This window comes from Streptomyces sp. NPDC111520, from assembly GCF_055635295.1.
Genome location: NZ_JBVKBW010000001.1, coordinates 769,074 through 794,293, shown reverse-complemented (window position 1 = coordinate 794,293; position 25,220 = coordinate 769,074). Strand labels below are relative to the sequence as shown.

22 protein-coding genes and 1 tRNA gene are annotated in these 25,220 nt (G+C 74.1%); 5 read left to right on the top strand and 18 right to left on the bottom strand.

Features of this window, described 5'->3' with window-relative positions:
- Positions 1-27: 27 nt before the first annotated feature.
- Both ACZ7MY_RS03610 and ACZ7MY_RS03605 read right to left on the bottom strand, forming a co-directional pair.
- Positions 28-1,122, bottom strand: a complete 1,095-nt coding sequence (locus ACZ7MY_RS03610; protein ID WP_499599206.1) for an LLM class flavin-dependent oxidoreductase — start codon at positions 1,120-1,122, stop codon at positions 28-30.
- 67 nt (positions 1,123-1,189) lie between these two features.
- Entirely contained in the window at positions 1,190-3,055 is a 1,866-nt protein-coding gene (locus ACZ7MY_RS03605) for a putative bifunctional diguanylate cyclase/phosphodiesterase (protein WP_499599205.1), read from the bottom strand.
- 384 nt (positions 3,056-3,439) lie between these two features.
- On the opposite strand from ACZ7MY_RS03605, the gene ACZ7MY_RS03600 reads away from it, so the two are divergent.
- Positions 3,440-4,621 (top strand): M6 family metalloprotease domain-containing protein, encoded by a 1,182-nt coding sequence (locus ACZ7MY_RS03600; RefSeq protein WP_499599369.1) that lies wholly within the window; start codon positions 3,440-3,442, stop codon positions 4,619-4,621.
- 4 nt (positions 4,622-4,625) lie between these two features.
- Complete coding sequence (locus tag ACZ7MY_RS03595; protein ID WP_499599203.1) at positions 4,626-5,858, top strand: M6 family metalloprotease domain-containing protein; 1,233 nt, start codon at positions 4,626-4,628, stop codon at positions 5,856-5,858.
- Between the two features lie 80 nt (positions 5,859-5,938).
- Here the strand turns inward: ACZ7MY_RS03595 and ACZ7MY_RS03590 are convergent.
- The 7 genes from ACZ7MY_RS03590 to ACZ7MY_RS03560 all read right to left on the bottom strand — a co-directional run bounded on the left by ACZ7MY_RS03590 (position 5,939) and on the right by ACZ7MY_RS03560 (position 12,104).
- A tRNA-Lys gene (locus tag ACZ7MY_RS03590) sits at positions 5,939-6,011 on the bottom strand.
- A 53-nt stretch (positions 6,012-6,064) separates the two neighbouring features.
- On the bottom strand, positions 6,065-6,613 hold the full coding sequence (locus ACZ7MY_RS03585) for a bifunctional DNA primase/polymerase (protein ID WP_499599201.1): 549 nt from the start codon (positions 6,611-6,613) through the stop codon (positions 6,065-6,067).
- Positions 6,614-6,725: 112 nt separating this feature from the next.
- Positions 6,726-7,097 carry a DUF8844 domain-containing protein gene (locus ACZ7MY_RS03580; protein WP_499599200.1) on the bottom strand — a complete coding sequence of 124 codons (372 nt, stop codon included), beginning with the start codon at positions 7,095-7,097 and terminating at the stop codon, positions 6,726-6,728.
- 77 nt (positions 7,098-7,174) lie between these two features.
- Positions 7,175-8,500 (bottom strand): AAA domain-containing protein, encoded by a 1,326-nt coding sequence (locus ACZ7MY_RS03575; RefSeq protein WP_499599198.1) that lies wholly within the window; start codon positions 8,498-8,500, stop codon positions 7,175-7,177.
- Positions 8,497-10,056: a hypothetical protein gene (locus ACZ7MY_RS03570; RefSeq protein WP_499599196.1), complete on the bottom strand. Its 1,560-nt coding sequence runs from the start codon at positions 10,054-10,056 to the stop codon at positions 8,497-8,499. The genes ACZ7MY_RS03575 and ACZ7MY_RS03570 overlap by 4 nt, the downstream gene beginning before the upstream one ends.
- The gene (locus tag ACZ7MY_RS03565; RefSeq protein ID WP_499599194.1) at positions 10,047-11,141 is read right to left on the bottom strand and encodes a hypothetical protein; all 1,095 of its coding nucleotides are present in this window, start codon (positions 11,139-11,141) and stop codon (positions 10,047-10,049) included. Before ACZ7MY_RS03565 ends, ACZ7MY_RS03570 begins: the two co-directional genes overlap by 10 nt.
- 78 nt (positions 11,142-11,219) lie before the next feature.
- A complete protein-coding gene (locus ACZ7MY_RS03560) occupies positions 11,220-12,104 on the bottom strand; it encodes a phosphatase PAP2 family protein (RefSeq protein WP_499599192.1) in 885 nt (294 codons plus the stop codon).
- A gap of 260 nt (positions 12,105-12,364) precedes the next feature.
- On the opposite strand from ACZ7MY_RS03560, the gene ACZ7MY_RS03555 reads away from it, so the two are divergent.
- Positions 12,365-13,048, top strand: coding sequence for a TetR/AcrR family transcriptional regulator (locus ACZ7MY_RS03555; RefSeq protein WP_499599190.1), 684 nt, complete (start codon positions 12,365-12,367; stop codon positions 13,046-13,048).
- Between the two features lie 398 nt (positions 13,049-13,446).
- Here the strand turns inward: ACZ7MY_RS03555 and ACZ7MY_RS03550 are convergent, their stop codons facing one another.
- Both ACZ7MY_RS03550 and ACZ7MY_RS03545 read right to left on the bottom strand, forming a co-directional pair.
- Positions 13,447-14,835: a sensor histidine kinase gene (locus ACZ7MY_RS03550; RefSeq protein ID WP_499599188.1), complete on the bottom strand. Its 1,389-nt coding sequence runs from the start codon at positions 14,833-14,835 to the stop codon at positions 13,447-13,449.
- Positions 14,832-15,509 carry a response regulator transcription factor gene (locus ACZ7MY_RS03545; protein WP_499599186.1) on the bottom strand — a complete coding sequence of 226 codons (678 nt, stop codon included), beginning with the start codon at positions 15,507-15,509 and terminating at the stop codon, positions 14,832-14,834. The genes ACZ7MY_RS03550 and ACZ7MY_RS03545 overlap by 4 nt, the downstream gene beginning before the upstream one ends.
- 108 nt (positions 15,510-15,617) lie before the next feature.
- On the opposite strand from ACZ7MY_RS03545, the gene ACZ7MY_RS03540 reads away from it, so the two are divergent.
- Positions 15,618-16,175, top strand: coding sequence for a hypothetical protein (locus tag ACZ7MY_RS03540; protein WP_499599185.1), 558 nt, complete (start codon positions 15,618-15,620; stop codon positions 16,173-16,175).
- 18 nt (positions 16,176-16,193) lie between these two features.
- Here the strand turns inward: ACZ7MY_RS03540 and ACZ7MY_RS03535 are convergent, their stop codons facing one another.
- On the bottom strand, positions 16,194-17,057 hold the full coding sequence (locus tag ACZ7MY_RS03535; protein WP_499599183.1) for a spermidine synthase: 864 nt from the start codon (positions 17,055-17,057) through the stop codon (positions 16,194-16,196).
- A 34-nt stretch (positions 17,058-17,091) separates the two neighbouring features.
- Entirely contained in the window at positions 17,092-17,490 is a 399-nt protein-coding gene (locus ACZ7MY_RS03530; RefSeq protein WP_499599182.1) for a hypothetical protein, read from the bottom strand.
- A 177-nt stretch (positions 17,491-17,667) separates the two neighbouring features.
- Between ACZ7MY_RS03530 and ACZ7MY_RS03525 the strand changes: the two genes are divergently transcribed.
- Entirely contained in the window at positions 17,668-18,990 is a 1,323-nt protein-coding gene (locus ACZ7MY_RS03525) for an NsdA family TPR-like regulatory protein (protein ID WP_499599181.1), read from the top strand.
- 44 nt (positions 18,991-19,034) lie between these two features.
- Here ACZ7MY_RS03525 and ACZ7MY_RS03520 read toward each other — a convergent pair whose 3' ends face one another.
- From ACZ7MY_RS03520 to ACZ7MY_RS03500, 5 genes are all read right to left on the bottom strand, one after another.
- Positions 19,035-21,008: a hypothetical protein gene (locus ACZ7MY_RS03520; protein WP_499599179.1), complete on the bottom strand. Its 1,974-nt coding sequence runs from the start codon at positions 21,006-21,008 to the stop codon at positions 19,035-19,037.
- Positions 21,009-21,013: 5 nt separating this feature from the next.
- Positions 21,014-21,826, bottom strand: a complete 813-nt coding sequence (locus ACZ7MY_RS03515; RefSeq protein WP_499599178.1) for a nucleic acid/nucleotide deaminase domain-containing protein — start codon at positions 21,824-21,826, stop codon at positions 21,014-21,016.
- 43 nt (positions 21,827-21,869) lie between these two features.
- Positions 21,870-22,433: an SUKH-4 family immunity protein gene (locus ACZ7MY_RS03510; protein ID WP_499599177.1), complete on the bottom strand. Its 564-nt coding sequence runs from the start codon at positions 22,431-22,433 to the stop codon at positions 21,870-21,872.
- Between the two features lie 74 nt (positions 22,434-22,507).
- Entirely contained in the window at positions 22,508-24,232 is a 1,725-nt protein-coding gene (locus ACZ7MY_RS03505) for a nucleic acid/nucleotide deaminase domain-containing protein (protein WP_499599176.1), read from the bottom strand.
- Positions 24,233-24,574: 342 nt separating this feature from the next.
- On the bottom strand, positions 24,575-25,195 hold the full coding sequence (locus tag ACZ7MY_RS03500) for a hypothetical protein (RefSeq protein WP_499599175.1): 621 nt from the start codon (positions 25,193-25,195) through the stop codon (positions 24,575-24,577).
- Positions 25,196-25,220: the final 25 nt, after the last annotated feature.

Sequence of the window (25,220 nt, the reverse complement as noted above, 5' to 3'; positions counted from 1 at the left end):
TGCGGCGCCCACGCCCCGGCCCCGGGGTCAGGCGCCGCCGGGCAGGCCGTACGCGTCGGCGATCAGCTCGTAGGAACGCACCCGCGCGGCGGGCGTGTGGGCGTTGGCCGTGATCATCAGCTCCTGCGCGCCCGTGCGGCGCACCAGCGCGTCCAGGCCCTCGCGGACCGCGTCCGGCGTGCCGTGCACCACGTTGCCGAGCCACCCGTCGACGAAGTCCCGCTCGGCCGGGCTGAACTCGTACGCCTCCGCCTCCTCCGGGGAGGGCAGCAGGCCCGGACGTCCCATGCGCAGGCGCAGCATGCCCAGGGCGCCGCTGAGTACCTGCCGGCGGGCGTCCTTCTCCTCCTCCGCCGCCAGTGCCGCGACGCCGATCAGCGCGTACGGCTCGTCCAGCACCTCGGAGGGCCGGAAGGACCTGCGGTACAGCTCCAGCGCCGGTTCGGTGTTCGCCGCGGAGAAGTGGTGGGCGAAGGCGAAGGGCAGTCCGAGGACCGCGGCCAGCCGGGCGCTGAAGGTGCTGGAGCCGAGCAGCCAGACCGACGGCCGCGCCGCGGACTGCACACCGCCGGGCACCGTGCCCTGCACGGGACCGGGGATGGCGTGGATGCGCGCGTAGGGGTGGCCCTCGGGGAAGTCGTCGTCCAGGAAGCGCAGGAGTTCGGACAGCGCTTGCGGGAACTCGTCGGCGCCCTCGTTCAGCCGGTCCGTGCGGCGCAGCGCGGCGGCCGTGGCGCCGTCGGTGCCGGGGGCGCGGCCGAGGCCGAGGTCCACCCGGCCCGGTGCCAGCGCCTCCAGGGTGCCGAACTGCTCGGCGATGACCAGCGGCGCGTGGTTGGGCAGCATGACGCCGCCGGAGCCGAGGCGTATGCGCTCGGTGTGGGCGGCCAGGTGGGCGAGGATCACGGCGGGGGAGGAGGACGCGACCCCGGGCATCGAGTGGTGCTCGGCGACCCAGTAGCGGTGGTAGCCGCGGGCCTCGGCGAGCCGGGCAAGCTCGACCCCGGAGACGAGGGCGTCCCTCGCGGTGAGGCCGCTGCCGACGCCCGCCAGGTCGAGGACGGAGAGCGGGACGGGTGCGTTGCCGAGGGTGGTGCCTCGTACCGGGTCGTTCGTGTCCACGTGCCTGCGTCGCCTCCTGCGGCCGGTTCGCTGCCTACGGCAACGACCAACCCGGCACCGGCTCCCGCTATTCCCCGGGGGCGGCGGCGTCCGGCCCGGGGCCGCGCAGGGCGGCGATGCCCTCGGCCGGCACGGGGCGCGAGTACAGCCACCCCTGCCCGGTGTCGCAGCCGATCCGGCGCAGCCGCTCCGCCTGCTCGGCGTTCTCCACGCACTCGGCGGTGACGGTCAGCCCGAGCCGGTGGGCGAGCTGCACCAGGGCCTCGACGATCGTCTCGTCGGCCGGGTTGGGGTGCAGGCCGTCGCGGAAGCCGTGCACGAAGCTGCCGTCGAGCTTGAGCGCGGAGACCGGCAGCCGGCTGAGGTAGGCCAGGTTGGAGTAGCCGGTGCCGAAGTCGTCGATGGCGATGCGCACGCCCATCTCCTGCAGGGCGTGCAGGGCCTGCAGCGGCCGGCCGGCCGAGCCCATCACCGCCGACTCGGTCAGCTCCAGTTGCAGCAGCCCGGCGGGCAGGCCGGTGTCGTCGAGGATCTCCGCGACGTCGGCGACCAGGTCGGAGTCCCACACCTGGCGCACGGCGACGTTGACGCTGACGAAGAGGGGGTCGTCGGGCCAGTCCTTCTGCCACTGCCGTGCCTGGCGGCACGATTCGGCGAGCACCCAGCGGCCGAGCTGGACGATGGAGCCGTTCTCCTCCGCGAGCGGGATGAACCGGTTCGGCCCGAGCCGCCCGAAGTGCGGGTGCTCCCAGCGCACCAGGGCCTCGACCCCGCGCAGGCAGCCGGTGCCGAGCTCCACCAGCGGCTGGTACTCCAGGGTGAACTCCCCGCGCTCCACGGCCTGCCGCAGGGTGCTCGACAGCGCCTGCTTGGTCATCCGGTGGGCGTTGCGTTCGGGGTCGAAGAGCGTCCAGCGGGCCTTCCCGTCGGCCTTGGCCCAGTACAGCGTGGTGTCGGCGGCCTGCATGATGCCGGTCGCGGTGGCGCCGGCGGCCTCGCGCTCGACGACGCCGATGCTGGCCGAGACCGCCAGGCGCTGCCCGGCGAGGTCGAACGGCAACTGCAGCGCCGTCAGTACGGAGTCGGCGAGCCCGGTGGCCTGCCCGGTGCCGGTGGAGTCCTCGACGAGGACGGCGAACTCGTCGCCGCCCAGCCGGGCGACGAGCGTCCCGCTGCGCCCGAGGCGGGCCGCGCAGTCCGAGAGCCGGCCGGCGACGGCCTTGAGCAGCCGGTCGCCGATCCGGTGGCCGAGGGTGTCGTTGATGGCCTTGAAGCCGTCGAGGTCGAGGTAGCACAGGCCGATCCGGCCGGTGCGGCTGTCGGCGCCCTCCAGCGCGGTGGCCAGGCGCTCGAAGAACAACTGCCGGTTGGGGAGCCGGGTGACCGGGTCGTGCATCCGCAGGTGCCGCAACTGCTCGCGCAGGTCGCGGGTCTCGCCCAGGTCCTCCACGGACATCAGCGCACCGCCGGGCACGGGCACGACGACGACCTCCGCCCAGACCGTGCGTCCCTCCGGTCCGCGCACGGGTCTGGTGCGGCGCAACTCCCCGCGCCGTCCGGTCAGTACGTCCTCGTACTCGGCGTACTCCGGGCTCTCCGCGAGCGGGGGCGCCTCGCCGCCGCCGCCGGCGAGGCCGAGCAACTCCGCCGCGGTGCGGGTGGTGAGCAGCAGCGGGTCCGCGCCGAGCAGCGCGCCGAGCGCCGGATTGGCCTCGCGCACCCGGCCGTCGGGGTCGACCAGCGCCATCGGCAGCCGGGCCACGTTGAAGGCGGCGCGGTAGTCGCGCACCTCCGGCGACGTGCGGTCCGGGGCCGACCGTTCGGGGGCTGACCGTTCCGGGGCCGAAGCGTGACGCTGAGTGACCGTCGTGGCCGTCGCCTCGGGTTCGAGGTCCGGGCCTCCCGAGGGTCCGCCCACCGCTGGCTCCCGCATAGGTGTCGTCTCGCACACGTGGTCGTGGAGGAATCGAATGACCGCCAAGAAGCGGCGTTCATGCTGGAAATGTGCCGATCATAGACGTTGGGGAATTGCCGCGGCCACCGCCGTCGTGGTGATTCTCGGCACGCGGCATGCGATCTTGATCATTTGTGATTGGCCCCTGAATTCCATTGACCGGTTTTCGTCACTCATTACGCACTGTAGTGATCGGACGGTAACCCGGGCGGCGCAGCATAACAGGGCAAAACATAGCAAACCGTAGCAGCGTGATGTGGGTGTCCCGACCCCGTACGGGAGGTCCACGTGCCGCTGTCAGGGCTACCCATACGTGCGCATCGGCGGTTCCGCCGGAGCGTCCGCGGGCATGCCCCCGACGGGATCCGGGCGGCCATCGCCGCCGTCAGCGTCTTCGCGGCCGTCGTCGCGTGGACGCTGGTCACCGGCCCCGCGGCCGGGGGCTCGGACTCCTCGCTGTGCGCCCTGCAGCGGACCCGGGCCCACCACTCCGAGGGCGTCAGCGCCTGGAACGCCGCCTACCCGCGCGCCCGCGGCGACGTTGACGCGCTGATGGTGTTCCTGGCGTTCCCCGACGCCGCCCCCACCATCAGCCCCGGCGAACTGGCGGCCGATCACTTCCCGGCCACCACCGACTTCTTCGCCCGCGCCTCGTACGGCACCTTCCGGCTGCGGCCGCGCATCCTGCCGCACTGGCTGCGCATGCCCGCGCCGTCCACCGCGTACGGCATCGGCCGCGACTGGAGCCCCGCGCTGCGCGCCCGCTACCTGAGGGACGCCGTGGTCGCGGCCGACCGGCAGGTGGACTTCTCCCGGTACGGGGTCGTCTACCTGGTCGCCGACCCCGACGCCCCGGGCGTCGACCCGGACGCCACCAAGGTGGTCAACCTCGGCCGGCCGGTCCAGGTCGACGGCGCGGACCTGCACCGCTTCGTCACCGTCTTCGAGGGCCACCCGCCGGACATCAACGTGCTGGCCCACGAGACCGGCCACGCCTTCGACCTGCCCGACCTCTACTACCGGCCGCCCGCGGGCAGCATCGCCGACTGGGACACCCACGTCGGGGACTGGGACCTCATGGGCAGTCAGTTCGGCCTGGCCCCCGACTTCTTCGCCTGGCACAAGTGGAAACTGGGCTGGCTCCGGCCGTCCCAGGTCCGCTGCGTCATCGAGGGCGGCACGCACACCTTCCGCCTCAGCCCCGTCGAGCGGCCCGGGGGCACCAAGCTGCTGGTGCTGCCCGCGGGCCTGGAGGGCGCCGTCGCCATCGAGGCCCGCGCCGCCCTCGGCAACGACCGCCTCGCCTGCAGCCAGGGCGTGCTGATGTACCGCGTCCGGGCCGACGTGTCGTCGGGCGACGGTCCCGTGGACGTCGTCGACGCCCACCCGGGCAGCGAGGGGTGCGGCGAGTCCTCGGTGTACCCGCCGCTCGCCGACGCCCCGCTGCGGACGGGGGAGACGTACGCCCTCGGCCGCTCGGCGCGCGTCCGCGTCGCCGACCGCCACTCCGACGGATCCTGGACCGTCCAGGTCACCCAGGGCTGAGGCGATGCGCGGTCCCCGGGCGCTCGCGGTCCTGGCCTCGGTGCTCCTGTTCGCCGCCGGCAGCACCGCCGTCACCGAGGGCGCGCCCGCCGCGGCCCCGCCGGCCGACCGCCCCTGTGCGCTGCGCGCGGCGCCGGGCGTCACGATGTCCGAGGGGTTCGGGGGCGCCGACGGCCGGGAGTTCGCCCGCGCCACCGGCGAGGTGCGGGCGCTCACCCTGCTCGTCGACTTCCCCGACAAGCCCGCCCCCTACAGCGCCGCCGAGCGCTACAGCGAGTTCTTCCCCGCCGTGCGTCACTGGTTCTACCGCGCCTCGTACGGGAAACTGCGCTACGTCTCCACGCCGGTGCTGCGTTACATCCGCATGCCCCGGCCCTTCGAGTCGTACGGGATAGGGCGCGGCTACGGCTGGCGGACGCACACCGCCATGATGCGGGACCTGCTGCGCGTCGCCGACCGCGAGGTCGACTTCTCGGGGTACGACCTGGTCAACGTCCTGGTGACGCCCAACGCCGGTCCGCCCGCCGAACAGGCCGTCCTCTCCGTGACCTGGACCGGCGCCTCGGCCGCCACCACCGACGACGGCACGAGCCTGGACCGGGTCTCCCTGGTGTACGGCCACGACCAGTCCGGGGCACGGGTGCTCAGCCACGAGAACGGCCACGCCTTCGGGCTGCCCGACCTGTACTCCGTCGAGGACTTCGGGCACACCGACACCCTCGCGGGCCAGTGGGACAGCATGTCGCTGGACTGGGGCCTGCAGGGCGACCTCTTCGCCTGGCACAAGTGGCGGCTGGGCTGGCTGGACGACTGGCAGGTCGTCTGCGTCCGCGACCCGGGCGCCCGCTCGGTGCACCTCACCCCGGTCGAGGTGCCCGGCGGCCGCAAGGCGGCGGTCATCCCCCTGGGCCGGACCCGGGCGTACGTGGTCGAGGCGCGCGCCGCCCGCGGCAACGACAGCGAGGCCTGCCGCGAGGGGGTGCTCGTCTACCAGGTGCGCACCGACGTCGACTCGGGGCACGGCCCCGTCACGGTCGCGGACGCCCACCCGCGCACCTCCGCCTGCGAGTACAGCAGCGCCACCTTCAACGCGCTCAACGACGCCCCGTTCTCCACCGGCGGACGCTTCACCGACCGCGCCCGCGGCCTCACCGTCGAGGTCCTCGGCCGTGACCGGGAGGACGAGGGCTGGACGGTGCGCATCACCACCACGCGCCCCCTGTGGGACGGCCCGTAGCGGCCCCGGGAGCACGGCACGGAATGACGAAAGGCGCCCTCCCGATGGGAGAGCGCCCAGGTCAACGGCCTTGCCGTGAGTGCGCCGCCAGGGACTCGAACCCCGAACCCGCTGATTAAGAGTCAGCTGCTCTGCCAGTTGAGCTAGCGGCGCTCGCTGACGTCGTAGACATTAGCATCCGCTTGCGGGCGGGTGAAAATCGATAATCATCCGGCCTCCGCGCGGGCCGCCCGGACGCAGGCCCACAGCAGGACGTCGGCACCGGGGAGCCAGGGCCGGCGGGTGTCGGGGGCGACCAGCCAGCGGGAACGCGCGTGGCCGGTGTCCCCGTACGGCGGGGGCAGCGCCACCGAGTCCCCCGCGCCGTGGCACAGCATCGGCGGCACCGTCAGGCCCCACTCCTCCCAGCCCAGCAGCGTGGGGAGGCGTGCGGCGGTGCCCGGCTCGGCGAGCAGCAGCAGCCGTCCGCGCAGCGTCGCGGCCGGGCCGGAGCCCGGTCCCGCCGACCACAACTGCTCCAGGACCCGGCGCCCGAACAGGGCCGGCAGGTTCACCGCGTCGAAGGCCGTCCCGCAGGGCAGCACGCTGGGCGCGGTGGGCCGGGCGGACCACAGCGCACGCACGCTGCGCGGGAAGGCGCTGGCGGAGGCGAGCCAGTCGGCCCCGTCGGGGGTGGGGTACTGCGCGTACGGATATGGGTGGGAGGCGGACTCCGGCACGCCCCCCGGCCATGTGTGCCACTGCCAATCACTCATGACCCATACAACTACCGTGAGTGAACGTTTCGCTACGCGACATCTCCCGAAGGCCGGACACGCCCGCCATGTGTCGGGTACCTTGCCCCGAACGCATATGCCAGGTGCGCCGTCAGGACAGCGCCGCGTCCCCGCCCCGCATCAGGCCCTCGCCGAACTCGATCATCCGCTTCGCGTAGTCCTCGGACCAGCCCGCCTGCTCGGCGATGGCGGCGGGGGTCAGCCGGTCGAAGCGCTTGGGGTCGGCGAGCTGCGCGGCGGCCATGGCCTGGAACTCCGTCGCCCGGTCCGCGGCCGCGCGGAAGGCGAGGGTGAGCTCCGACGCACGCGACAGCAGCTCCCGGGGGTCCTCGATGGACTCCAGGTCGAAGAAGTGCTCCTCGTCCTCGGCCAGGGCGGCGGGCTCGAACAGCAGCTGGGCGGGTTTCAGGCGCGGGGCGGGCTGCTTGCCCGCCGCGCTGTGAGCCGACTGCGGCTCGGACATGAACGTACCTCCAGGATCGTCAGCGCCTTCCATTGTCCCGCCTCGCGCAAGAGTGCCCCGGGCGGACGGCCGGCGCGCTACGGCCGCCAGGCCACGCGGTGCTCGGACAGCTGGGCCAGCACGGCGTGGTTGGCCTCCCAGCCGTCCGGGAACTTCACGGTCACGCCGAGCTGCACCGGCTCCGTCGAGGGGTGCTCGTCCAGCAGCTCCGAGACCCCCGCCCGGCACACCACGATGCAGGCGTGCCGGTGACGCGAGGCCAGCACGCACAGCCGACCGGTTTCCAGGTGGAACGCCGTGGCGTCGGGACGCCCCGACAGCGGGTGCAGCACCACGGTGACGTCGAACTCCCGGCCCTGCAGCCGGTTGGCGGTGTCCACGGTGACCCCGGTCACCCCCAGGCCGGCCAGCGCCGTGCGGACCGCCGCCGCCTGGTCGCGGTGGGCGGTGCCCACCGCGATCCGGTCCGGGCCCACCGGGGCGGTACCCCGTTCGGAGACCGCCACGCCGCCGCGGTCCAGCAGCCGCCGGACGACCAGCGCGACCGCGCGCACCGCCTCCGGGTCCGTGCGCGGGGTGCGCCGCGCGGGCAGCTCCAGCAGCCCCCAGCCGGAAGCGGCGGCCTCGTCCACCACCCGGTCCGGGCCCGAGCCGTCACCGGGGACGCCGAAGGACAGCCGCCGGTCACCGTGGTCGGTGCCGCTGCGGAACGGGGTGTACGGGTAGAAGGCGTCCGAGACCAGCGGAGCGGCGGAGGCCGGCAGCCGCCAGGACACCGGCAGCCGGTGCTGCGGCAGCCCCGGGTTGTGCGCCAGCAAGGTGACCACCGCGCTGGCCGACGGGTCGTAGCTCAGGCCCGCCCACTGCTCGGCGCCGACCACGCTGAACGGGTCCAGCTGGCCGGGGTCGCCGACGAACAGCGCCCGCTCGAACAGCCCGGCCACCTGTAGCAGCGCGTCCGAGCGCATCTGGTAGGCCTCGTCGACGATGGCGTGCCGCCAGGGCTCGGTGTCCTTGACGAAGGCCCACTTGGCGGCGGTCGCGATCACCACCTTGGCCCCGGCGAGGTCCGCCGCCTTGGCGGACTTCAGCACCGCCTCGTGGCGGTCGAGCACCGGGTCCGGCGGCGAGTCGCTGCCGTGCAGCCGGCCGATCGGCAGCCCCGGGTCGGCGGTGGCCAGCCGGTCCACCAGGTCGTCCACCTGCGCGTTGGTCTGGGCGACCACCATCAGGGACTCGCCGGCCGCGACCAGCTCCTGCGCGGCGCGCACCACGAGGGTGGACTTGCCCGCGCCGGGCGGCGAGTCCACGACGACGCCGCGGTGCGTGCCGTGCAGGGTGTCGTGCAGGATCCGCTCGGTCGCGGTGCCGGCCGCCCGGGCGGCGTCGCTCACCGGGCTCACAGGTAGTCCTCCGTGGTCGCGGGGTCGGGGCTCTCGGCGGGGACGACGACGGCGGGGACGACGGCCGCGGGCGTGCCGCCGCCCGCGGTGGCGGCGCCCGGGGGCCCGCCGTGGGTCCACGGCGTGTCCTCCGGCTCCGGCAGCCCGGCGCCGCCGCGCGGCGCGTGCTCGAACAGCGTCCAGCACACCTCGTCCCCTTCCTCCGGCACCGTGCCGGGGTCGGGGACCTTGCCGCGGCCCATGCCGTTCACCACCCGCAGGAGCACCGCCCCGGTCCCCGCCCACTCGACGAACCGGGCCTGCTGGGTACGGCCGTCCGGCAGCGCGCGGTAGAGCTTCGCGTCCTCGTCCAGGTGGGGCCGGTCCTGTGTGAGGACCGTCACCAGGGGGCGCGGCTTGGGCACCTTGCCCTCGCTCATCGCCATCTCCACCCGGTCCACCCGGCCCGCGAAGGCCTCCCCGGCCAGCCGCCGCCCGGCCATCACCAGCGGGTCGTCCAGCGCCTCCTGGGCCTCCAGCCGCACCTGCGCGGTCTCCCGGCCGGCGAGCTTCTGGGCCGCCGACACGGCGTCGTCCCGGCGGGGCTGCGGCGGTTCCCCGGCGCGCACCCGGTCCCGGTGGGAGGTGTACGACCAGCGATCGCGCTTCCAGCGGTCCGCGACGTGGCCGCCCTCGGGCAGCTCGCGCAGCAGGTCCAGCGACCGCCACACCGCGTCCCAGGTGGGGCGCATCTGGCCGGCCAGCAGGCGGGCGATCTCCTCCCCGGCACCGCTGATCCCGGCGTCGTAGCGGGCGGTCGCCGGGGCGAGCACGGCGTTGTCGAAGACCGGGTCGGTCGCCGGGCCGGCCGGCGGGCAGACCAGCAGGCCGTCCGCGCCGCGGTGGGACTCCGCGCGGCGGGCCGCCGCCATGCCCGTCGTGCCCTCGGGCGGGTCGATCCAGGCCAGCAGCGCGCCCAGGTGCTGGTCCTCGAGGTTGCTCTGGCCGGTCGCCCAGTGCCGGGAGAGCAGTTCGGTCGCGGACAGCAGCAGCGCGGAGCCGGGGGTGCGGGCGCGTTCCCCGTAGTGGGTGAGCCAGCGGCCGAGCAGCGGCACCCGGGCCGGCACCGGGTGCGGCTCGTCGGGGTCGTCCTCGGCGGTGCGGCGGAAGCGGGTCGAGCGCCCGAGCAGACGCACGTACTCCGCCGCGGGCGTGTTGGCGACCACGATCTGGGGCGCGTCGGCGCAGACCTCGGACTCCTCCCGGTTGCGGGTCGCCGGCTCGGTCTCCGTGTCGTCCGCGTAGGACTCCAGGTAGGGGAGGACGACCTGGGCCAGTTCGGCGAGGAAGGCGAAGCGCAGGTCGCGGTCGCGCGGCTGCGGCACCGCCAGCACCCGCGGCGCGTCCCGGTCCGTGCCGACCAGGGCGCCCAGCGGTGCGCCGACCTCGCCTGCGGTGGTCAGCGGGACGAGGACCAGCGGCCGGTCCGACAGATGGCGGTGGCGCACCGTCGCGAGCGGGGTCGCCCGGCCGGTCGCCATGGCCTCCGCCCGGGCCAGCACGGAGATCAGCGACATCCCAGCGCCTCCGCCCGCAGGGCTTGCGCCCGCCGCAGCGCGGCGACCGCGGGATCGTCGGGATCGCCCTCGGTGCCGAGCGCTGCCGCCAGCACCTGCTCCACCTCGGTCAGCGAGCCCAGTTCACCGCGCACGCCGCGGCCGAGGACCTCCACCGCGCCGCAGCCCCGGGCCTGTTCACGGCAGTGGAAGGACAGCTCGCAACTGGCCAGGCACTCGGGCGCGTAGGCCGCGGGCAGCCGGTCCACCGCGTCGGAGAGCTCCGCGGCGGGGCGGGTCGCCGTCCGTCCGTCGTCGGTCAGCCGCAGGTCGAAGGTCGTGCCCTCGGGCAGGGCGGCGGCGATCTCCTCGATCCGGGTCAGCCGGTTCAGCTGCCGCCGGGTGACCGAGAGCTGCTTGCGGACGTCGACGAACTCGGAGGCGGGCAGGTTGGAGAAGTCCTTCGGGCACACCAGCAGCACCCGCTGCTCCGGGGTGCCGAACCCCAGCCGCTCCAGGGCCAGGACGTACACCGCTGCCTGCCGGGCCGCCGCGCCGACCTTCACCGCGTCCGCCGAACCGTCCAGGATCGGGAAGGACTTGACCTCCACCACCGTCCACGAGCCGTCCGGCCGTACGGCGATGGCGTCCGGCTCGAGGTAGACGGGCGAGTCCGCGACCTCGAGCACCAGCAGGGGGTGGTCGAGCAGGGTCCACCGGCCCGCCGCGGTCGCCTCCTTGAGCGCGAGGCGGGTACGGGCGACCCGGCCCTCGGGGCCCGGGGCGGACAGGTCGGGCAGCACGGCTTCGGTGTTCTCGGGCGCGCCCAGCAGGCGCAGCAGTTCCGCGCACCCCTCGGCCTTCACCCGGGCCTCGAAGGCATGGCCCCGTACGAAGGCGAACTGCGACTGCCCGAAGGGCGCGGGGTTGCCCAGCACACGGGCCACCGCCGCCTTGTCCACCCCCGCGGCGTCCAGCAGCGCCCGGCGCCGGCACCCGGGGTTCGCGGCGAGCGCCGCCAGGGCGCGCGCGTCCATCGGGCGCGGCACGGTCGTCGGGCCACGCAGCGCGGCCAGCCGCTCTCGCAGATCGTGCGTAGTGCTCACCCGCGCAAGTCTCGCACCCCCCACCGACAACGCGGGCCACAACGTGGACGCCGCCGGTCCGCGGCCCCGGCCGCGGCGTCAGTGCCGCGGTTCGACCGCGGGTTCCGGCAGGATCCCGACGTCCGCCGGGGCGAGGTCGCGGGAGGTCGCGACGACCGTGGAGGGGGCGGGCCGCGGTGCCGCGAACCGGGCGCGCGCCGCGTCCGTCGTGAGGTCCACCACACGCAGCGCGGGGCGCGCCAGCAGGAACCCGATGCCCATCACGGCGATGCCGGCCAGGGCGTCCAGCAGGTAGTGGTTGGCGGTGCCCATGACCACGAGGGTCGTGCCGAGGGGGTAGAGGACGCCCAGGGCGCGGACGAAGGACGTGCGTCCGTGGCGCCAGAGCATGATGCCGCACCACAGCGACCAGCCCACGTGCAGGCTCGGCATGGCCGCGTACTGGTTGGTCATCCCGCCCAGCCCGCGCGGCGCGCTCGCCTCGGCGCCCCACCAGCCGTAGGAGCCGTACTGCGCCATGGTGTCGACGAAGCCGTGGCCGGCGGCCAGCAGCCGCGGCGGGGCGGTGGGCATGAGCGTGAAGCCGATCAGCCCGATGAGGGTGGACATCAGCAGCCAGGTGCGGGCGAGCCGGTAGACGGTGGGCCGCCGGCGCCACAGCCAGACCAGCACCACGGGGGTGACCAGGTAGTGGAGGGAGGCGTACCAGAAGTCGGCGGGAACACCGAGCGCCCGGTAGCGGCTGAAGAGGGAGTTGAGCCAGCGCTCGGGGTCGAGGCTGAGCGCTCCCTCCAGGTGGAGTATGGCGATGCCGTGGTCGACGGCCCGGCCCACGTCGCCGCGTACGAGGAGGCGGCCCGCGGTGTAGAGGCCGTAGACCACCGCGATCAGCGGCAGTTCGGTCCACCAGCGGAGCCCGCCCCGGTAGGCGGACGCCCGCGGGGCGGTCATGCTCATGGTCATCCGGCCGTTCTCCCCCCATCTCTCCCTGTGAGAGTCACATCGGTCTACCGTACGACGTACGCTAGGGAACCCGGGCACCGCCCCCGCCTATTCCCTTCACCCCCGATTCGTCCTGGATTCAAGTAGCTGTGCTCGGGAAGACGTGCGAAAAGACGCCCCGACTCCTCCCCGGGTTGCCCGGGAACGCGGGAGAATCAAGGAAACCGCTCGACCCGCAGACCGCTCACCCACGATTCCCCCCGACCGGACACACATTCCACATGACTGTGACCCCGCCGGCCCGCTCCCCACGGCGCCGCGTCCCCCGCAACACCCTGAACCCGGACCGCGTCCTCGACGCCGCCGTCGCGCTCCTCGACCGCCACGGGCCCGAGGCCTTCACCATGCGTGCGCTCGCCCAGGAACTCGGCGTCGGCACCATGGCCGTCTACTCCCACTTCAAGGGCAAGGACGAGATCATCGACGCCGTCAACGAACGGATGCTCGGCGAGATCGAACTGCCCCCCGGCTCCGGCGAGCCGCGCGGGCAGCTTATTGAACTCTGTGTCGGTGTGTACCGGCTTTTCAGTGAGCATCCCTCCGCGCTCCAGTTGCTGACGAGCCGCCCGCTCCGCGGCGACGAGGCCATCGCCGTCATCGACCGCATGCTCTGCCTGCTGATCACGGCCGGACTCGATCCGCCGGCCGCCGCCCGGGCCCAAGTGGCCCTGATGCAGTACACGGTGGGCGCCGCCCTGTGGGTGGTCCGCCGCAAACGCGCGGAGTGCGAGGAGGCCGAGGCCGGGCTGCGCGAGAGGATCCGCAGCCGGCTCGCCGACCTGCCGCCGGACCGGTACCCCTCGCTCGCCGGGGTCGCCCCCGAACTCGTCGCGGCCCAGCAGTCGAGCCGCGCGCAGTACGAGTCCGGGCTGTCCGCGCTGCTGGACGGTCTGCTCCCCGGCTGAGCGCGCGGCGCGCACACGGGAGCGCCCCGGCCGGGGCGGGGTGCTGAACTGCCGGCCGGGGCGCCCGTGTGGGGGGAGCGGGGATGGTCGTGTGTTGCGGCCTCAGCCGCCGTGGGCCGCGAAGGGCCCGGCGCCCGCGGTCGTGCCCGTGGCCGTGCCCCGGAGGAGGGCGGCCCCGCGGGTGGGACGACGGCGATGCGAGTTCCTCATGGAGCCGCACGCTAGCGCCGCCGATTCGGACAAATGCCCAGAGCCGCGCGGGCGTTCGATCTTTTATGGCGCGCTTAAGGGAGCCATCGGGGCCGGTTAATGGTTCGGACCTCCGCGGGCCTCCCGGGGGGACGGGGTGACCCGGCGGCCGGGGCCCGCCCCGGGATCCGGCCGGGTCCCGGGGCGGGTCAGGCCTCCGTGGCCGCGGCGGGGCGCTTCAGCCGGCGGCGGCGCACCACCCGGTGGTTGCGCTTGCCGCCCGTCGCGAGCGGGCGCAGCGCGATCCACACCCGGATCTCCGCGCCTCCCAGCACCGAGGCGCCGAGGCGTACGTCGCCGCCGGTGGATTCCGCCATGCGCCGCACGATGTCCAGCCCGAGGCCCGTCGAACCGTCGCCGCCCGCGCCCTGGCCGCGTCGCATCGCGGCCGCGGGGTCCTTGATGCCGGGGCCGGCGTCGGAGACCAGCACGATCACCGCGTCCTGGCTGCTGTGCACGTCCACCGCGAAGGCCGTGCCCTCCGGGGTGTGCCGGAAGACGTTGCCGAGCATCGCGTCCAGCGACGCCACCAGGTCGGCCCGGGCCACCGGCACCCGCACCGGGCGTTCGACGCCGGCGGTGCTCACCTCGCGCCCCTGGTCCTCCGCGAGCGCCGACCAGAAGGCCATCCGCTCCCGGATCACCTCGGCCGCGTCGCAGCCCACCGCGACCGGCTGGCTCTGCGCCTGCTGGGCGCGGGCGGTGCGGATGACCTGGTCCACCTCGCGCTCCAGCTGGGCCACCGCGTGCCGGGTCTGCTCCCCGGCCGGACCGTCGCCCAGCGAGGCCGCGTTGAGCCGCAGCACGGTCAGCGGGGTGCGCAGCCGGTGCGACAGGTCGGCGGCCAGTTCCCGTTCGTTGGCGAGCAGTTGCACGACCTGGTCGGCCATCGCGTTGAACGCGGCGGCGGCGGAGCGCAGTTCGGCGGGGCCGTCCTCCGGGACGCGTACGGTCAGGTCCCCGCGCCCCAGGCCGTGCGCGGCCTCCGCGAGACGCCTGGCCGGGCGCACCATGCGTGTGCCCAGCCGGTCCGCCACCGCCACCGCGCCCACGATCAGGGCCACGCCGACCAGCGCCAGCACGGCCCAGGCGGTGGTGACCCCGCGGCTGACCTCCGCGTCCGGCACGAACACCTCGACCACGGCCACCGAGCCCGAACTGACCGCGGTCGGCTGCAGCAGGGCGTAGCCGCCGGCCACCGGGACGGTGGAGGCCCGGCCCAGTTCGGAGGCCCGGTCGAGGTCGGCGTCCGGCGCGTGCGGGTCGCCGATCCGGACCCCGGCCGTGCCCTCCGTCGCCGGCACCCGTACGGCGATGCGCCCGTCGGCGCCGGCCTGCGTGGAGGCGACGGCCCGCTCCAACTGGGTGCGGTCGGTGGTGATCGCCAGCGCCGGCCCTATCGCCGCGGCCTGCCGCTCGGCGTTGCCGATCGCCCGGTCCCGGGCCATCTCCTTGACCGTGAGCGCCAGCGGCACCGCGAAGGCGATGACGACCATCGCCGTCACCGCGACGCAGACCTTGACCAGCGCCCACCTCACCGGGGTGGCTCCAGTTTCACTCCCACCCCGCGCAGCGTGTGCAGGTAGCGCGGCCGGGCCGCCGTCTCCCCCAGTTTGCGGCGCAGCCACGACAGGTGGACGTCGATGGTCTGGTCGTCGCCGTACGACTGCTGCCACACCTCCGACAGCAGTTCGCGCCGCGCCACCACCACGCCCGGCCGGGCCGCCAGGAAGGACAGCAGGTCGAACTCGCGGCGCGTCAGGTCCAGTTGCGTCCCGTCCAGGACGGCCTCGCGGCGCAGGACGTCTATCCGGAGCCCGCCCACCCGCAGCACCCGGTCGGCCTCGTGGGTACGGGAGCGGCGCAGCACGGCCGTCATGCGCGCCGACAGGTGCTCGACCGAGAACGGTTTGATGAGGTAGTCGTCGGCGCCGGCGTTGAGCAGCCGTACGATCTCCGACTCGTCGTCCCGCGCCGTGGCGATGATCACCGGCACGTCGGTGATGCCGCGCAGCATCTTCAGCGCCTCGGCCCCGTCCAGGTCCGGCAGGCCGAGGTCCAGGATCACCACGTCGAAACCGACCTGTGCGACCTCCCGCAGCGCTTCCAGGGCCGTGCCCACGCTCCGTACGGTGTGCGCGGCCTCGGTGAGGTGCCGGATGAGGGCGGAGCGCACGAACTGGTCGTCCTCGACCACGAGCACACTTGCCATGGCCCGCAACCTAGCCCATCCGGGGGATGCCGGGTGGGCGCGAGCACGTCAGAACGCGAAGCGCAACCCCCAACCCCGCCCGGCGGTTGCGTCCGGCACCATGGACGGATGCGAAGAGGACTGGCGCACGCCGGAGCGTGGACGCTCGCCACGAGCGCCGCCGTCGCACTGTCGTGGTTCGGCGTCCACCACGTGCTGGCGGGTACGGCCTACGACCCGCCGCGGGCCCTGCCGATCTCCGAGCCGGTCGCCGACGAGGTCCGCGCCCCCACCCGGTCCCCGGACGGCGCCGCCACGCACCGTGCCGACCGGCCCGGGGCCGGCGGCAGCCCGGACCGTACCGCCCGGGCCAGACCGCGCACCCCCTCCACCGCCCCGGCCCGCCCGCCCGGTTCGGCCACCCCGGCCGCGACCTCCTCCGCCGACACCGGCACCGTGCACGGCTACACGGTCGAGGGCGGACGGGTCGTGCTCGACCTCGGCGCGGACTCCGCGACCCTGGTGTCGGCGACACCCGACGCCGGCTGGGAGATGAAGGTGTGGAAGCAACCGGAGTGGATCCGGGTCGACTTCGTCTCCGCCACCACGACGTCCTCGCTCTTCTGCACCTGGAACGGGCACCCGCCCACGGTCGACACCTACAAGGCGCGGAACACCGGCGGTTAGGGTCCGCCCCGGTCGCGCCTACCGGAACACCGACTCCGGGGGAACGGGGGAGGCCGCCGCCGTCGCGTCCGTGACCGCCGTCGCGCCGCCCGCGAAGGCCGCCAGCTCCCGGCCGTGCTCGACCCGTCCCGGGTGCGGGTCGGAGGCCACCCGCCGGGTGAACTCCGCGACCGGCAGCTCGCCGTCCGCGGCGACCAGGATCACGTTGCCGAAGCGCCGCCCCCGCAGCACGGCGGGATCCGCCGCCAGGCACGCGTGCGGGAAGCACGCCCGCACCGTGGCGATCTGCGCCCGCAGGAACTCCAGCCGTCCGCCGTCCGCCACATTGGCGGCGTAGACCCCGCCCGGCGCCATCGCGCGCCGCACCTGCGCCAGGAACTCCGTGCTGGTGAGGTGGGCAGGCGTCCTGGCCCCGCCGAAGACGTCCGTGATGACCAGGTCGGCCCAGCCCTCCGGGACCTTCGTCAGGCCCTCGCGGGCGTCGCCGCCGCGTACCTTGATGCGCCACGTGCGGTCCCAGGGCAGTTCCCGCCGCACCAGTTCGACCAGCGGGGTGTCCAGCTCCACCACCTGCTGGGTCGAGCGCGGTCTGGTCGCCGCCGTGTAGCGGGCCATGGTCAGCGCGCCGCCCCCGAGGTGCAGCACCCGCAACGGGCGGCCGGGCGGTGCGGCGAGGTCGACGACGTGGCCGAGGCGGCGCTGGTAGGAGAAGTCCAGGTACGCGGGGTCGTCGAGGTCGACGTGCGACTGCGGGGCGCCGTCGATCAGCAGCGACCAGCCGCGCGGCCGGTCCCGGTCCGGCACGAGCTCGGCGAGACCCCCGCCGACCTGCTCGCGTATGCCGTCCGGTGCCTTCGTCGTCCTCGTCCTGCGCGGTGCCATGCCCCCCAGTATGGGCGGCGGTCCGCGGGCGGGCTCAGAGCCGGTCGGCCAGCTCGATCATCCGGGCCGCCTCGCCCAGGGCGTCGCGCAGCACCGCCGGGTCCGTCACGGCGGTGTCGTTGTGCGGCGGCACCAGCCAGCCGGTGCCCTCCACCGGGGGCTCCCGCAGCTCGCCGGGGACGGTGAAGCCGCCGCCCGCGGTCTGGGTGCAGGCGCTGCCCGGCATGTCCCAGCCGTCGGCCGTGCCCGGCGGCACCAGGAAGCCGAGGCTGTCTCCCGAGCTGTCGTGCAGCACGGGCCCGAGGCCGGTCCGCAGGCGCAGGATGTCCACGGCCTCCAGCCCCTGCCGGGCCGGGACGGTGACCAGATCCCATGGCTCGTCCAACAAGGCGCATCCTCCTCGGGCTCGGACGGTGGGTTGCACGGTGTCCAACGCGCGCGGACGTCAACAGCTACGCCTCCTTGACGCCGCCAGGGGTGGCGTTTCATGGCGAATGGAGGGTGAGATATCCCTTTTGTAGCCAAACTCCCGGTACTTGGACCGTCACAGCGAGTACGGTCGTCGCGCCGCCACCCGGCACCGCACCGACCGTCCATCGGGAGCCCGGCGATGCACTCGTCACCGTCCACCCCCAACACCGCCTTCCGGCGCCTGCGCGGAGACCGGTCGCCCGGTGAGTTCGCCGCCGCCGTGCGCCGCGCGGGACGGGACATCGGTGAGCAGGTCAGTTGCGACGCCCGCTACATCGGCCGCGTGGAGTCCGGTGAGATCCGCTGCCCCAACTACGCCTACGAGCGGGTCTTCCGGCACATGTTCCCCGGCCGCGACCTCGCCGACATGGGCTTCGAGCCGCGCGAACTGGTCCGCGGCCGGCGCCTCCCGGCGACACCGGCCCCCCGGCCGGCCCCGTACGAGACCGAAACCGACGAGGAGAGCGACGTGCTGCGTCGCGCGTTCATGACCGGCGGCCCGGCCGCCATCGCCACGACCCTCATGCTGGGGCCGGCCGCCGCGGCGGAGGCGGTGCACAAGGTGGGCAGACCTCAGGCCCGCGCCGTCCGCGCGGCCGTCCGGGAGATCCGCCTGCACGACGACCGGCACGGCGCCGGCGCGCTCTACCGTCAGGCCGGCCACTCCCTCGGCGTCGCCTACCGCCTCCTCGACGAGGGCACGTACAGCCAGGCCGTCGCCGAGGACCTGATGGGCGGCGCCGGTGAACTCGCCATCTCCGTGGGCTGGCTGGCCCACGACTCCGGGCGCCTCGCCGACGCCCGCTCCTTCTACGGCGAGGCCCTCGCCACCGCCCGCATGGCCGGCGACCGCGCCCTGGAGTCGCACGCCTTCTGCAACGCGTCCTTCCTCGCCCGCGACGCCGGCCGCTCCCGCGAGGCCGTCCGCGCCGCCCAGGCCGCCCAGCAGGCCGCCCGCCACCTCGGCTCACCCCGCCTGCTGTCGCTGCTCGCCCTCCGCGAGGCGGGCGGCTGGGCGGGCCTCGGCGACCGCCCGGGCTGCGAACGCGCCCTGTCCCGCGCCCAGACCCTGTTCGGCCGCGGGCCCAGCGCCGCGGACCCGGAGTGGATGACCTTCTACGGCGAGGCCGAACTCGCCGGCCTGGAGGCCCAGTCCTGGTCCGCCCTCGGCGACCACCACCGCGCCGCGGAGCACGCGCGGCGCGCGGTGGGCCTGCAGGCACCGCACTTCACCCGCAACGCCGCGCTGTACACCGCCGAACTCGCCAACAACCTCGCCTCCGCGCGCCGCGTCGACGAGGCCACCGACGCCGGCATCCGCGTCCTCGACCTCCTCGGCCGCGTCCAGTCCCCGCGCGTACGGGGCATGCTCGCCTCCGCCGCCCAGACCCTCCAGCCGTACACCCGGCGCCCGGACGTCGCCGAATTCCTGCGCCGGCAGGCGGAGTCGCGACCGGCGTGAGCCGGCGACGCCTTACGGGCGGGTACGGCGGACGTCGCCACGGTCTACTGGGCCCACAGCCGGTCGAAGTGGAGCCGGAGGCCGTACGTCCCGCCGGGGCCGGTGACGGTGAGGGCGCCGTCGGGCGTGAGGGCGATCCCGTCGGCCCGGTGCAGCAACGGAAGGAGGTGGACGCGGGCGCCGAGCAGGTCCCAGACGCCGGCCCGGCCGTCGGCCCAGGCGGCGACGGCGACCGGGCCGTGGGCGGGGGTGTCCGCGGCGGCCAGGGCGGTGATGACGCAGTCGCGCCGCTCCACGGGGTCCGGCATCGGTTCGCCCGAGGTCGCCCACAGGCGCAGGGTGCCGTCCAGCCCGCCGCTGAGGCAGAACGACAGGTCGTGCCGGGCCGAATGGACGTGGGCGAGCGTGGAGACCGGCGCCTGGTGCAGGAGGCGGCTGAGGGGCTCGGGGTCGTACGCGGGGGAGCGCCACAGGTGGACGCGGCCCTCGGCGTCACCGACGGCCAGGAGACCGGAGGCGGGCACCGAGGCCACGGCCGACGGACCGTCCTGGTTGTGGCGGTGGGCGGCCTCGCCGAAGGCGACCGTGCCGGGCGGGAAGGCGTGCAGGACCTGGTCGCGGTCGAGGAGCAGCACGCCGTCGCCGAGAGCCGCCAGGGCCAGCGGCCGTACTTCGGTGGGGGCGGGCACCCTGCGCAGGTCCGCGCCCGTGGCGGGATCGAGGGCGTGCAGCCGGCCGAGGGGATCGGCCGCGAGCAGCTCCCCCTCGACCGTGCCGGGGCCGAGGGCGGTGAAGGAATCGCCGGGGCGGAACCACTCCGCGGTCCAGGTGTGCCGCTCGGCGACGGGGCGCAGCAGAGCGGCCATCTGCGGCGCGTCGGCGAGCGCGGCGGCGTGCAGGACGGCGGCGCGCTCGGGGTCGCTCAAGCCGGGGGTCGTCAGCACGGGCGCCGCGCGGCGCCACACGGGGGCCAGCACCGCGGGGGCCGCGGCTGCGGTGTCCGGGTCCGAGAGAGCCGCCGTCACGGCGGTCGCGGAGCCGTGGACGAGGAAGCCCGCGTCGCGCAGCAACCGGTCCGCCGTACCGGCGGCGACGGCGTGGCCGAGCACGTGTTCCCGGGCGAAGGAGCTGGTCAGGGCACGGGACTTGAGGACGTCGACGATGCGCTGGTCCAGGTCCGCGACGACCGGTCCCCCGGGCGGCACCTCGTACCGGGCTCCCGCGGGCAGGCGCTCCACGGCGGCGGCGACGGCCTCGCGCGCCGCGGGGTCGCCCGTCAGGTGCGCGTGGAGCAACTCCCACACGTCCCGGGGGACGGGGCCGCGCAGCGCGGCCAGAGTGTGCAGCGCGGGGCGGGCCGCCTCGGGCAGCCGCGCCCACCACACGGCCGGTACGGGCCCCTCGGCGGGGGGCCCGGGGACCGTCGCGGCGAGGCGGGCCGTGGCGGGGTGCGGGAACACCTGGTCCGCGGTGAAGGCGGCGCCGGCCGGGACCAGCCCGGCGTACCAGGCGGCGAACTCCGCGTGATCGGTCAGCACGGGGTCGTCCAGATCGACCACGATGGCGCCGTCCGGAACGCTGCCCGCATCCCCCGCTTCGAGGAGCATGCGCACGTGCGGGAAGTCCAGCAGGGGGTCCACGAGGCCCTCCCGGCAGCCGGGCCGGGCGCGGTGCAGGTCGGCGAAGCCCAGGGTCAGCGGCCGCGGGTCGGCCAGGATCCGCCCCAGCAGGTCATCCGGGGAGAGCGGCCCGTATCCCAGTTGCCGTCCCAGTTCCCAGGACATGGCGTCCACGGTCAGACCGCGGGCGGGGGCGAGGCCGTGCACCATGGTGCCGGGGGCTTCGTGCGCGCCGGCCACGAACCACGCCAGCAGATGGCTCTTGCCGGCCCCGGGGGAACCGGTCACCGCCAGCGGTGCCTTGGTGCCCGACGTCGCCCACTCCAGGATCCGCCGCCCGGAGGGCCCCCGGCCGGCCCCGAGAGCGGGCCGGTCCGCCGTCCCCAGTTCCCCGTTCATGTTCCTCAGCCTTCCTGTGCCGCCGCCTCGCGCAGCTTCCGGATGCCGGCGGCCCGGGACTCGGCCGTCTCCCCGTAGGGGAAGTTGTGCGTCAGCCCGGCTTCCGGGAAGAGGTCCGCGAGCATCATCGAGCAGTAGTGCCCCGGCATGAAGCACGACTCCAGTTCGGTGTGGATGCGCCTGACCTGCTCCGGTTCCACCCCGGACGCCCGCAGGTTCGCCCACAGCCGCTCCTCGGGGTGCACGCAGATCCCGCCCGAGGAGGTCAGGATCTTCGCCTCCCCGTCGGCGTCGACGACCTCGAACGCCGCGAACCACTCCGCGCTCGCGGTGTCCCGGATGTCGTCCAGCACCTGCGGCCACCAGTCCTCGCGGTCCGCGAACGCCGTCCCGTCCAGTTCCCGCAGCCGCGTCTCCAGTGCCGCGAACGCCTGCGACGCCGTCTCGGGCCGGTCGGTGGCCGCGATCGCCGTGAGGGCCTCGTCCAGCGCCACCAGGCTCCGGGCGAACGCCTCCAGAGTGCCGTTCACATGCCGCTCGGGCTCGTCGTACTCCACGAGGACGCCGCGTACGGCGCCGTTGGGGGCCAGGCAGATCTCGTACCCGCGGTCGTTGCCGAGCCGGACGTACTCGCGCGCCCGTTCGGGAACTCCCACCTCAAGGGTCGCCGCGTACTCGACCAGCGACTCCGGATCCTCCGGTGCGGTCGCGAAGTACGGTCCCACCTGGAGCGGCACCACCACGCCCGGAGCGCTCGCGAAGCGGCGGACGCCGCCCTCGCCGAACCGCGCGACCACGGGTTGCCCAAGGTCGGTCACTTGCCCTCTTCCTCCTCGACGGGCGCTCCGTCGCGTCGGTCCGTCAGTAATGCTCGGCGATGCTTTCCAGGAGACGCGTGTACGTGCCTTCCTCGTCGGCCAGCGCGCCGGGGTCGACGGAGCGGAAGCGCGCCGTGATCCGCTCCACGCTCTCCTCGCGGAGTTGCCGGTCCGTGCCGTCGCCGTAGTTGGCCCGCTCCTCGTACAGAACGGTCAGGAACTCCGCGAGTTCGGCGAGGCCCGGGTGAAGCGGCTCGGAGAGGGACTCACCCTGGGGGAGTGCGTGGACGGAACCGTCCACGCCGTCCACGACCAGACCGTCGTCGTAGCCGATCCAGCCGATGAAGACCCAGCTGCCCGATGTCCGCGGGAGGTCCTCCATGTCGCCGAAGAATTCGTACACCTCACCCGCGAGCCTCATGCCGCCGGCGACACCCGGTTCCAGTCCGAACAGGAAGTCCTTGGGATCGGGAAGACCCGCCTCGGCGAGGAAACGCCTGGTCTCCCCATGCGTGATGGCCGGGTTGAGGGAGTCCTCGGGTACACGGACGACGGCCTCGGGTCCGAAGACCTCAACGAGATGTGCGTGCGTCTGCTCGAGCGACATTCACCGGTCCTTCCTGCTCACGCCATGACGCCGCACGACCTGTCGGTGGGCGTCGGACCAGCGGAGTCTACTCATCACGCCCGACCGTGGCGTTGCTTGAGCCGCTCCATGTAGCGCTGGTGCTCCTCGTTGCCGGCGTCCTCGCTCGCCTTGGTGGGCCCGTACTGGAACGTGTGTTCCACCGAGGCGTTGGGGAAGTAGTGCTGCAGCCATGCGGCACACACGGGTGACCTGCGTTCGCAGGGTGCTCTCTCCGTATAGAGCTCCGTGATGTGGTCCTGGTTCCCGGTGTTCATGATGGGGACGCCGAGCACCCGCTCGGAGTGCGCGTAGATGGCGCGGTTGCTCCGCCCGACGAGGATGAACTCACCCCCCCGGTCGTCCTTGTACCGGACCGCGGCGTAGTTGTTGTCGCCGTAGTCGCCCGTGCCGTTGTGCGCCTGGCGCGCCAATTGGGTGGCTCGCGCCAGTTCCGACCCGCCCTCGGGAATCTGGCGCGAGTCCACCTTGGTCCGGATGTCGCCCTTCTTCTTCGGCGGGAGCGGGTAGTCACCCTTCTTGATGGGGGTCGTGGAGGACTTGCCGCCCGTGATGTTGTGGATCCCCGAGGTGTCCAGGGGGTGCACGTCGCTCGTCGAGGCGTCGGGATGGACGCGCTGGACCCTGCCGTCGTCGTGCAGCAGGTAGACCGGGGTCGGGTTGTTGGGATCGCGGTTCCGGGCCCCGTGAATGGTGTTCAGTTCGGTCGCGATGTGGTCGTCGTTGTCGCGGTGGTTCTGGTGCATCTGCTTGAGGCCCTTGCGCATGTCGCCGCGCAGATGGCCCACGGCCTTCTCGGCCGCCTCGCCGATGCCGTCCACGATCTTCGTGGCGATCGGCATGACGTGCTCGGCGATCTCGCCGCGGCCGCCGGTGCGGCTCTTGGCGTTGCGGGCGCGGCCTATGTGCCCCTTCGACTTGCCGTGCAGGGAGCCGGTGATGCCGTCGAGCTGGGTGTCGATCCGGTCGAAGCTGTCCCCGTCGCTCTGGAAGTGGGTGCCCCCGCCGCCACCGCCGGTTCCCGCGCCCCCGCCCCCGCCTCCACCTCCGCCTCCGCCGCCTCCGGCGCTGGCGAGCGTGAAGCTGTCGGCCTGCTTCTTGGCGCCGTCGACGCCCTCGCCGAAGCCCTCCTTGCCGGCGTCGGCGGTCCGGCCGAGGTCGACGCCCTTCTGGAGGCCGAGGGCATTGGAACCGACCTGGATGATCAGGTCGGCCGCCATCGACTCCAGGGCGGCGTAGATCGGGGCGGTGGCGATGGACATCAACTGGTCCACGACCTGGTTGATGACCTCGCGGAAGATCTTCTTCACGATCATCCGGGTCGCCTGTGTCGCGGCGGCCCCGGCGAAGCTCGACAGGCCGAGGGTGAAGGGCGCGGAGGCGATGGTCGCGACGATCTCCGCTGCCAGGATGCCGAGTTGGACGATCGCCGCGACCTTGGCGACCTCGATCGCGATCGCCACCCCGTCGAGCGCCGTCGCCCCCATCCGCGCGGCCTCGGCGAGATTGGCCAGATGCGTGCCCTTGACCTTGCCCCAGTGCGCCTCGAAGGCGTCCATCGCGGCGCCCGCGTTCGCGCCCAGCAGCTCCTGCACGGCGGTGTGGGCGTCCATGGCGCCGCCGTCCATGTCGTCCGCGAAGTCCCGCAGCGACGTGGCCATCTCGCGGTAGTCGTCCTCGTCGACGTTCGGCCACGCGATGCCTATCAGGTCGAGCACGTACGCCAGCTCGTCGGGCAGTACGACACCCACCGCGGACACCCCCGTGTCTCTTCTTGACTGCAGCAGCAGAGAAATTGACGCTACGTAAGAGGTATCAGTTCCTCAACTGCCGTGGGAATGACGGGCTGTGTATCGGACGTACGCTTGAGCACGCCGCCGTCGCGCACCCCGCCACGCGTCCCCGCCGACCGCGTCAGTTCAACCGCTCGCCGCCTGCTCGGCTGCGGCGCTCACGGTCAGTCCGAGTCGTCAGTGGTCGCCGGTGGCTCGGCGGGCCCCGTCTGGGTGGCGCCCGCCCTTCGACCACCCCGGCGACACAACCGGCTCAAGCAGCACCGACCCGTGGCCGCCAGGTACGGCACGTGATCGCCCGGAGCAGTCCTAGCGCCGCGGCCGGACGACGACGCCCGCCCGGCGGTAGGCGCCGTACGACATGGCGTCGTTCCCGTCGAGCAGGATCACGTACGCCTCGCCCCGCGGCCAGCGGACGTGCCGGGTGGCGTCGATGTCCTTGTACGGCCAGGGGCCCGCGGGTTCCGGCTCCCCGAGGCGGTCGCGCAGCAGGGCCCCCACCCGCCGGTACTCGGCGTCGTGGTCCTCCGCCGTCGCCTCGCGCCGCACGTCGGGGCGGCTGTGCCAGGGCCCGAACTCGTTGTCCCACTCGGCCGGGTCGTCGGGGTCGGCGAAGTACGCGAAGGGGTGCAGGACGTAGCTCCCCTCACCGCATCCGGCGTGGGCGCACACGGCGTCGGGGGAGCCGTCGTCCATGCAGTCGGGAGCCTCGCCCAGCTCCAGCCACCAGTCGTCGACGCCCTCCTCGCGCCCGGGGAGGAATTGCACCTCCCACCAGCCGATGACGGGTCCCTCCTCCTCGTCCTCCTGGACCTCCCAGCCGTTGGCCACGAACGCGTCCTCGACCGCCCGGCGGCTCCACGGCAGGTCCGCGAGCGCGATCATCCGGTCCACGAAAGCCTCGTCGGCGCCGAAGAGTTGTATCGCCATGGCACGCGACCCTAGCGGCCCGGCC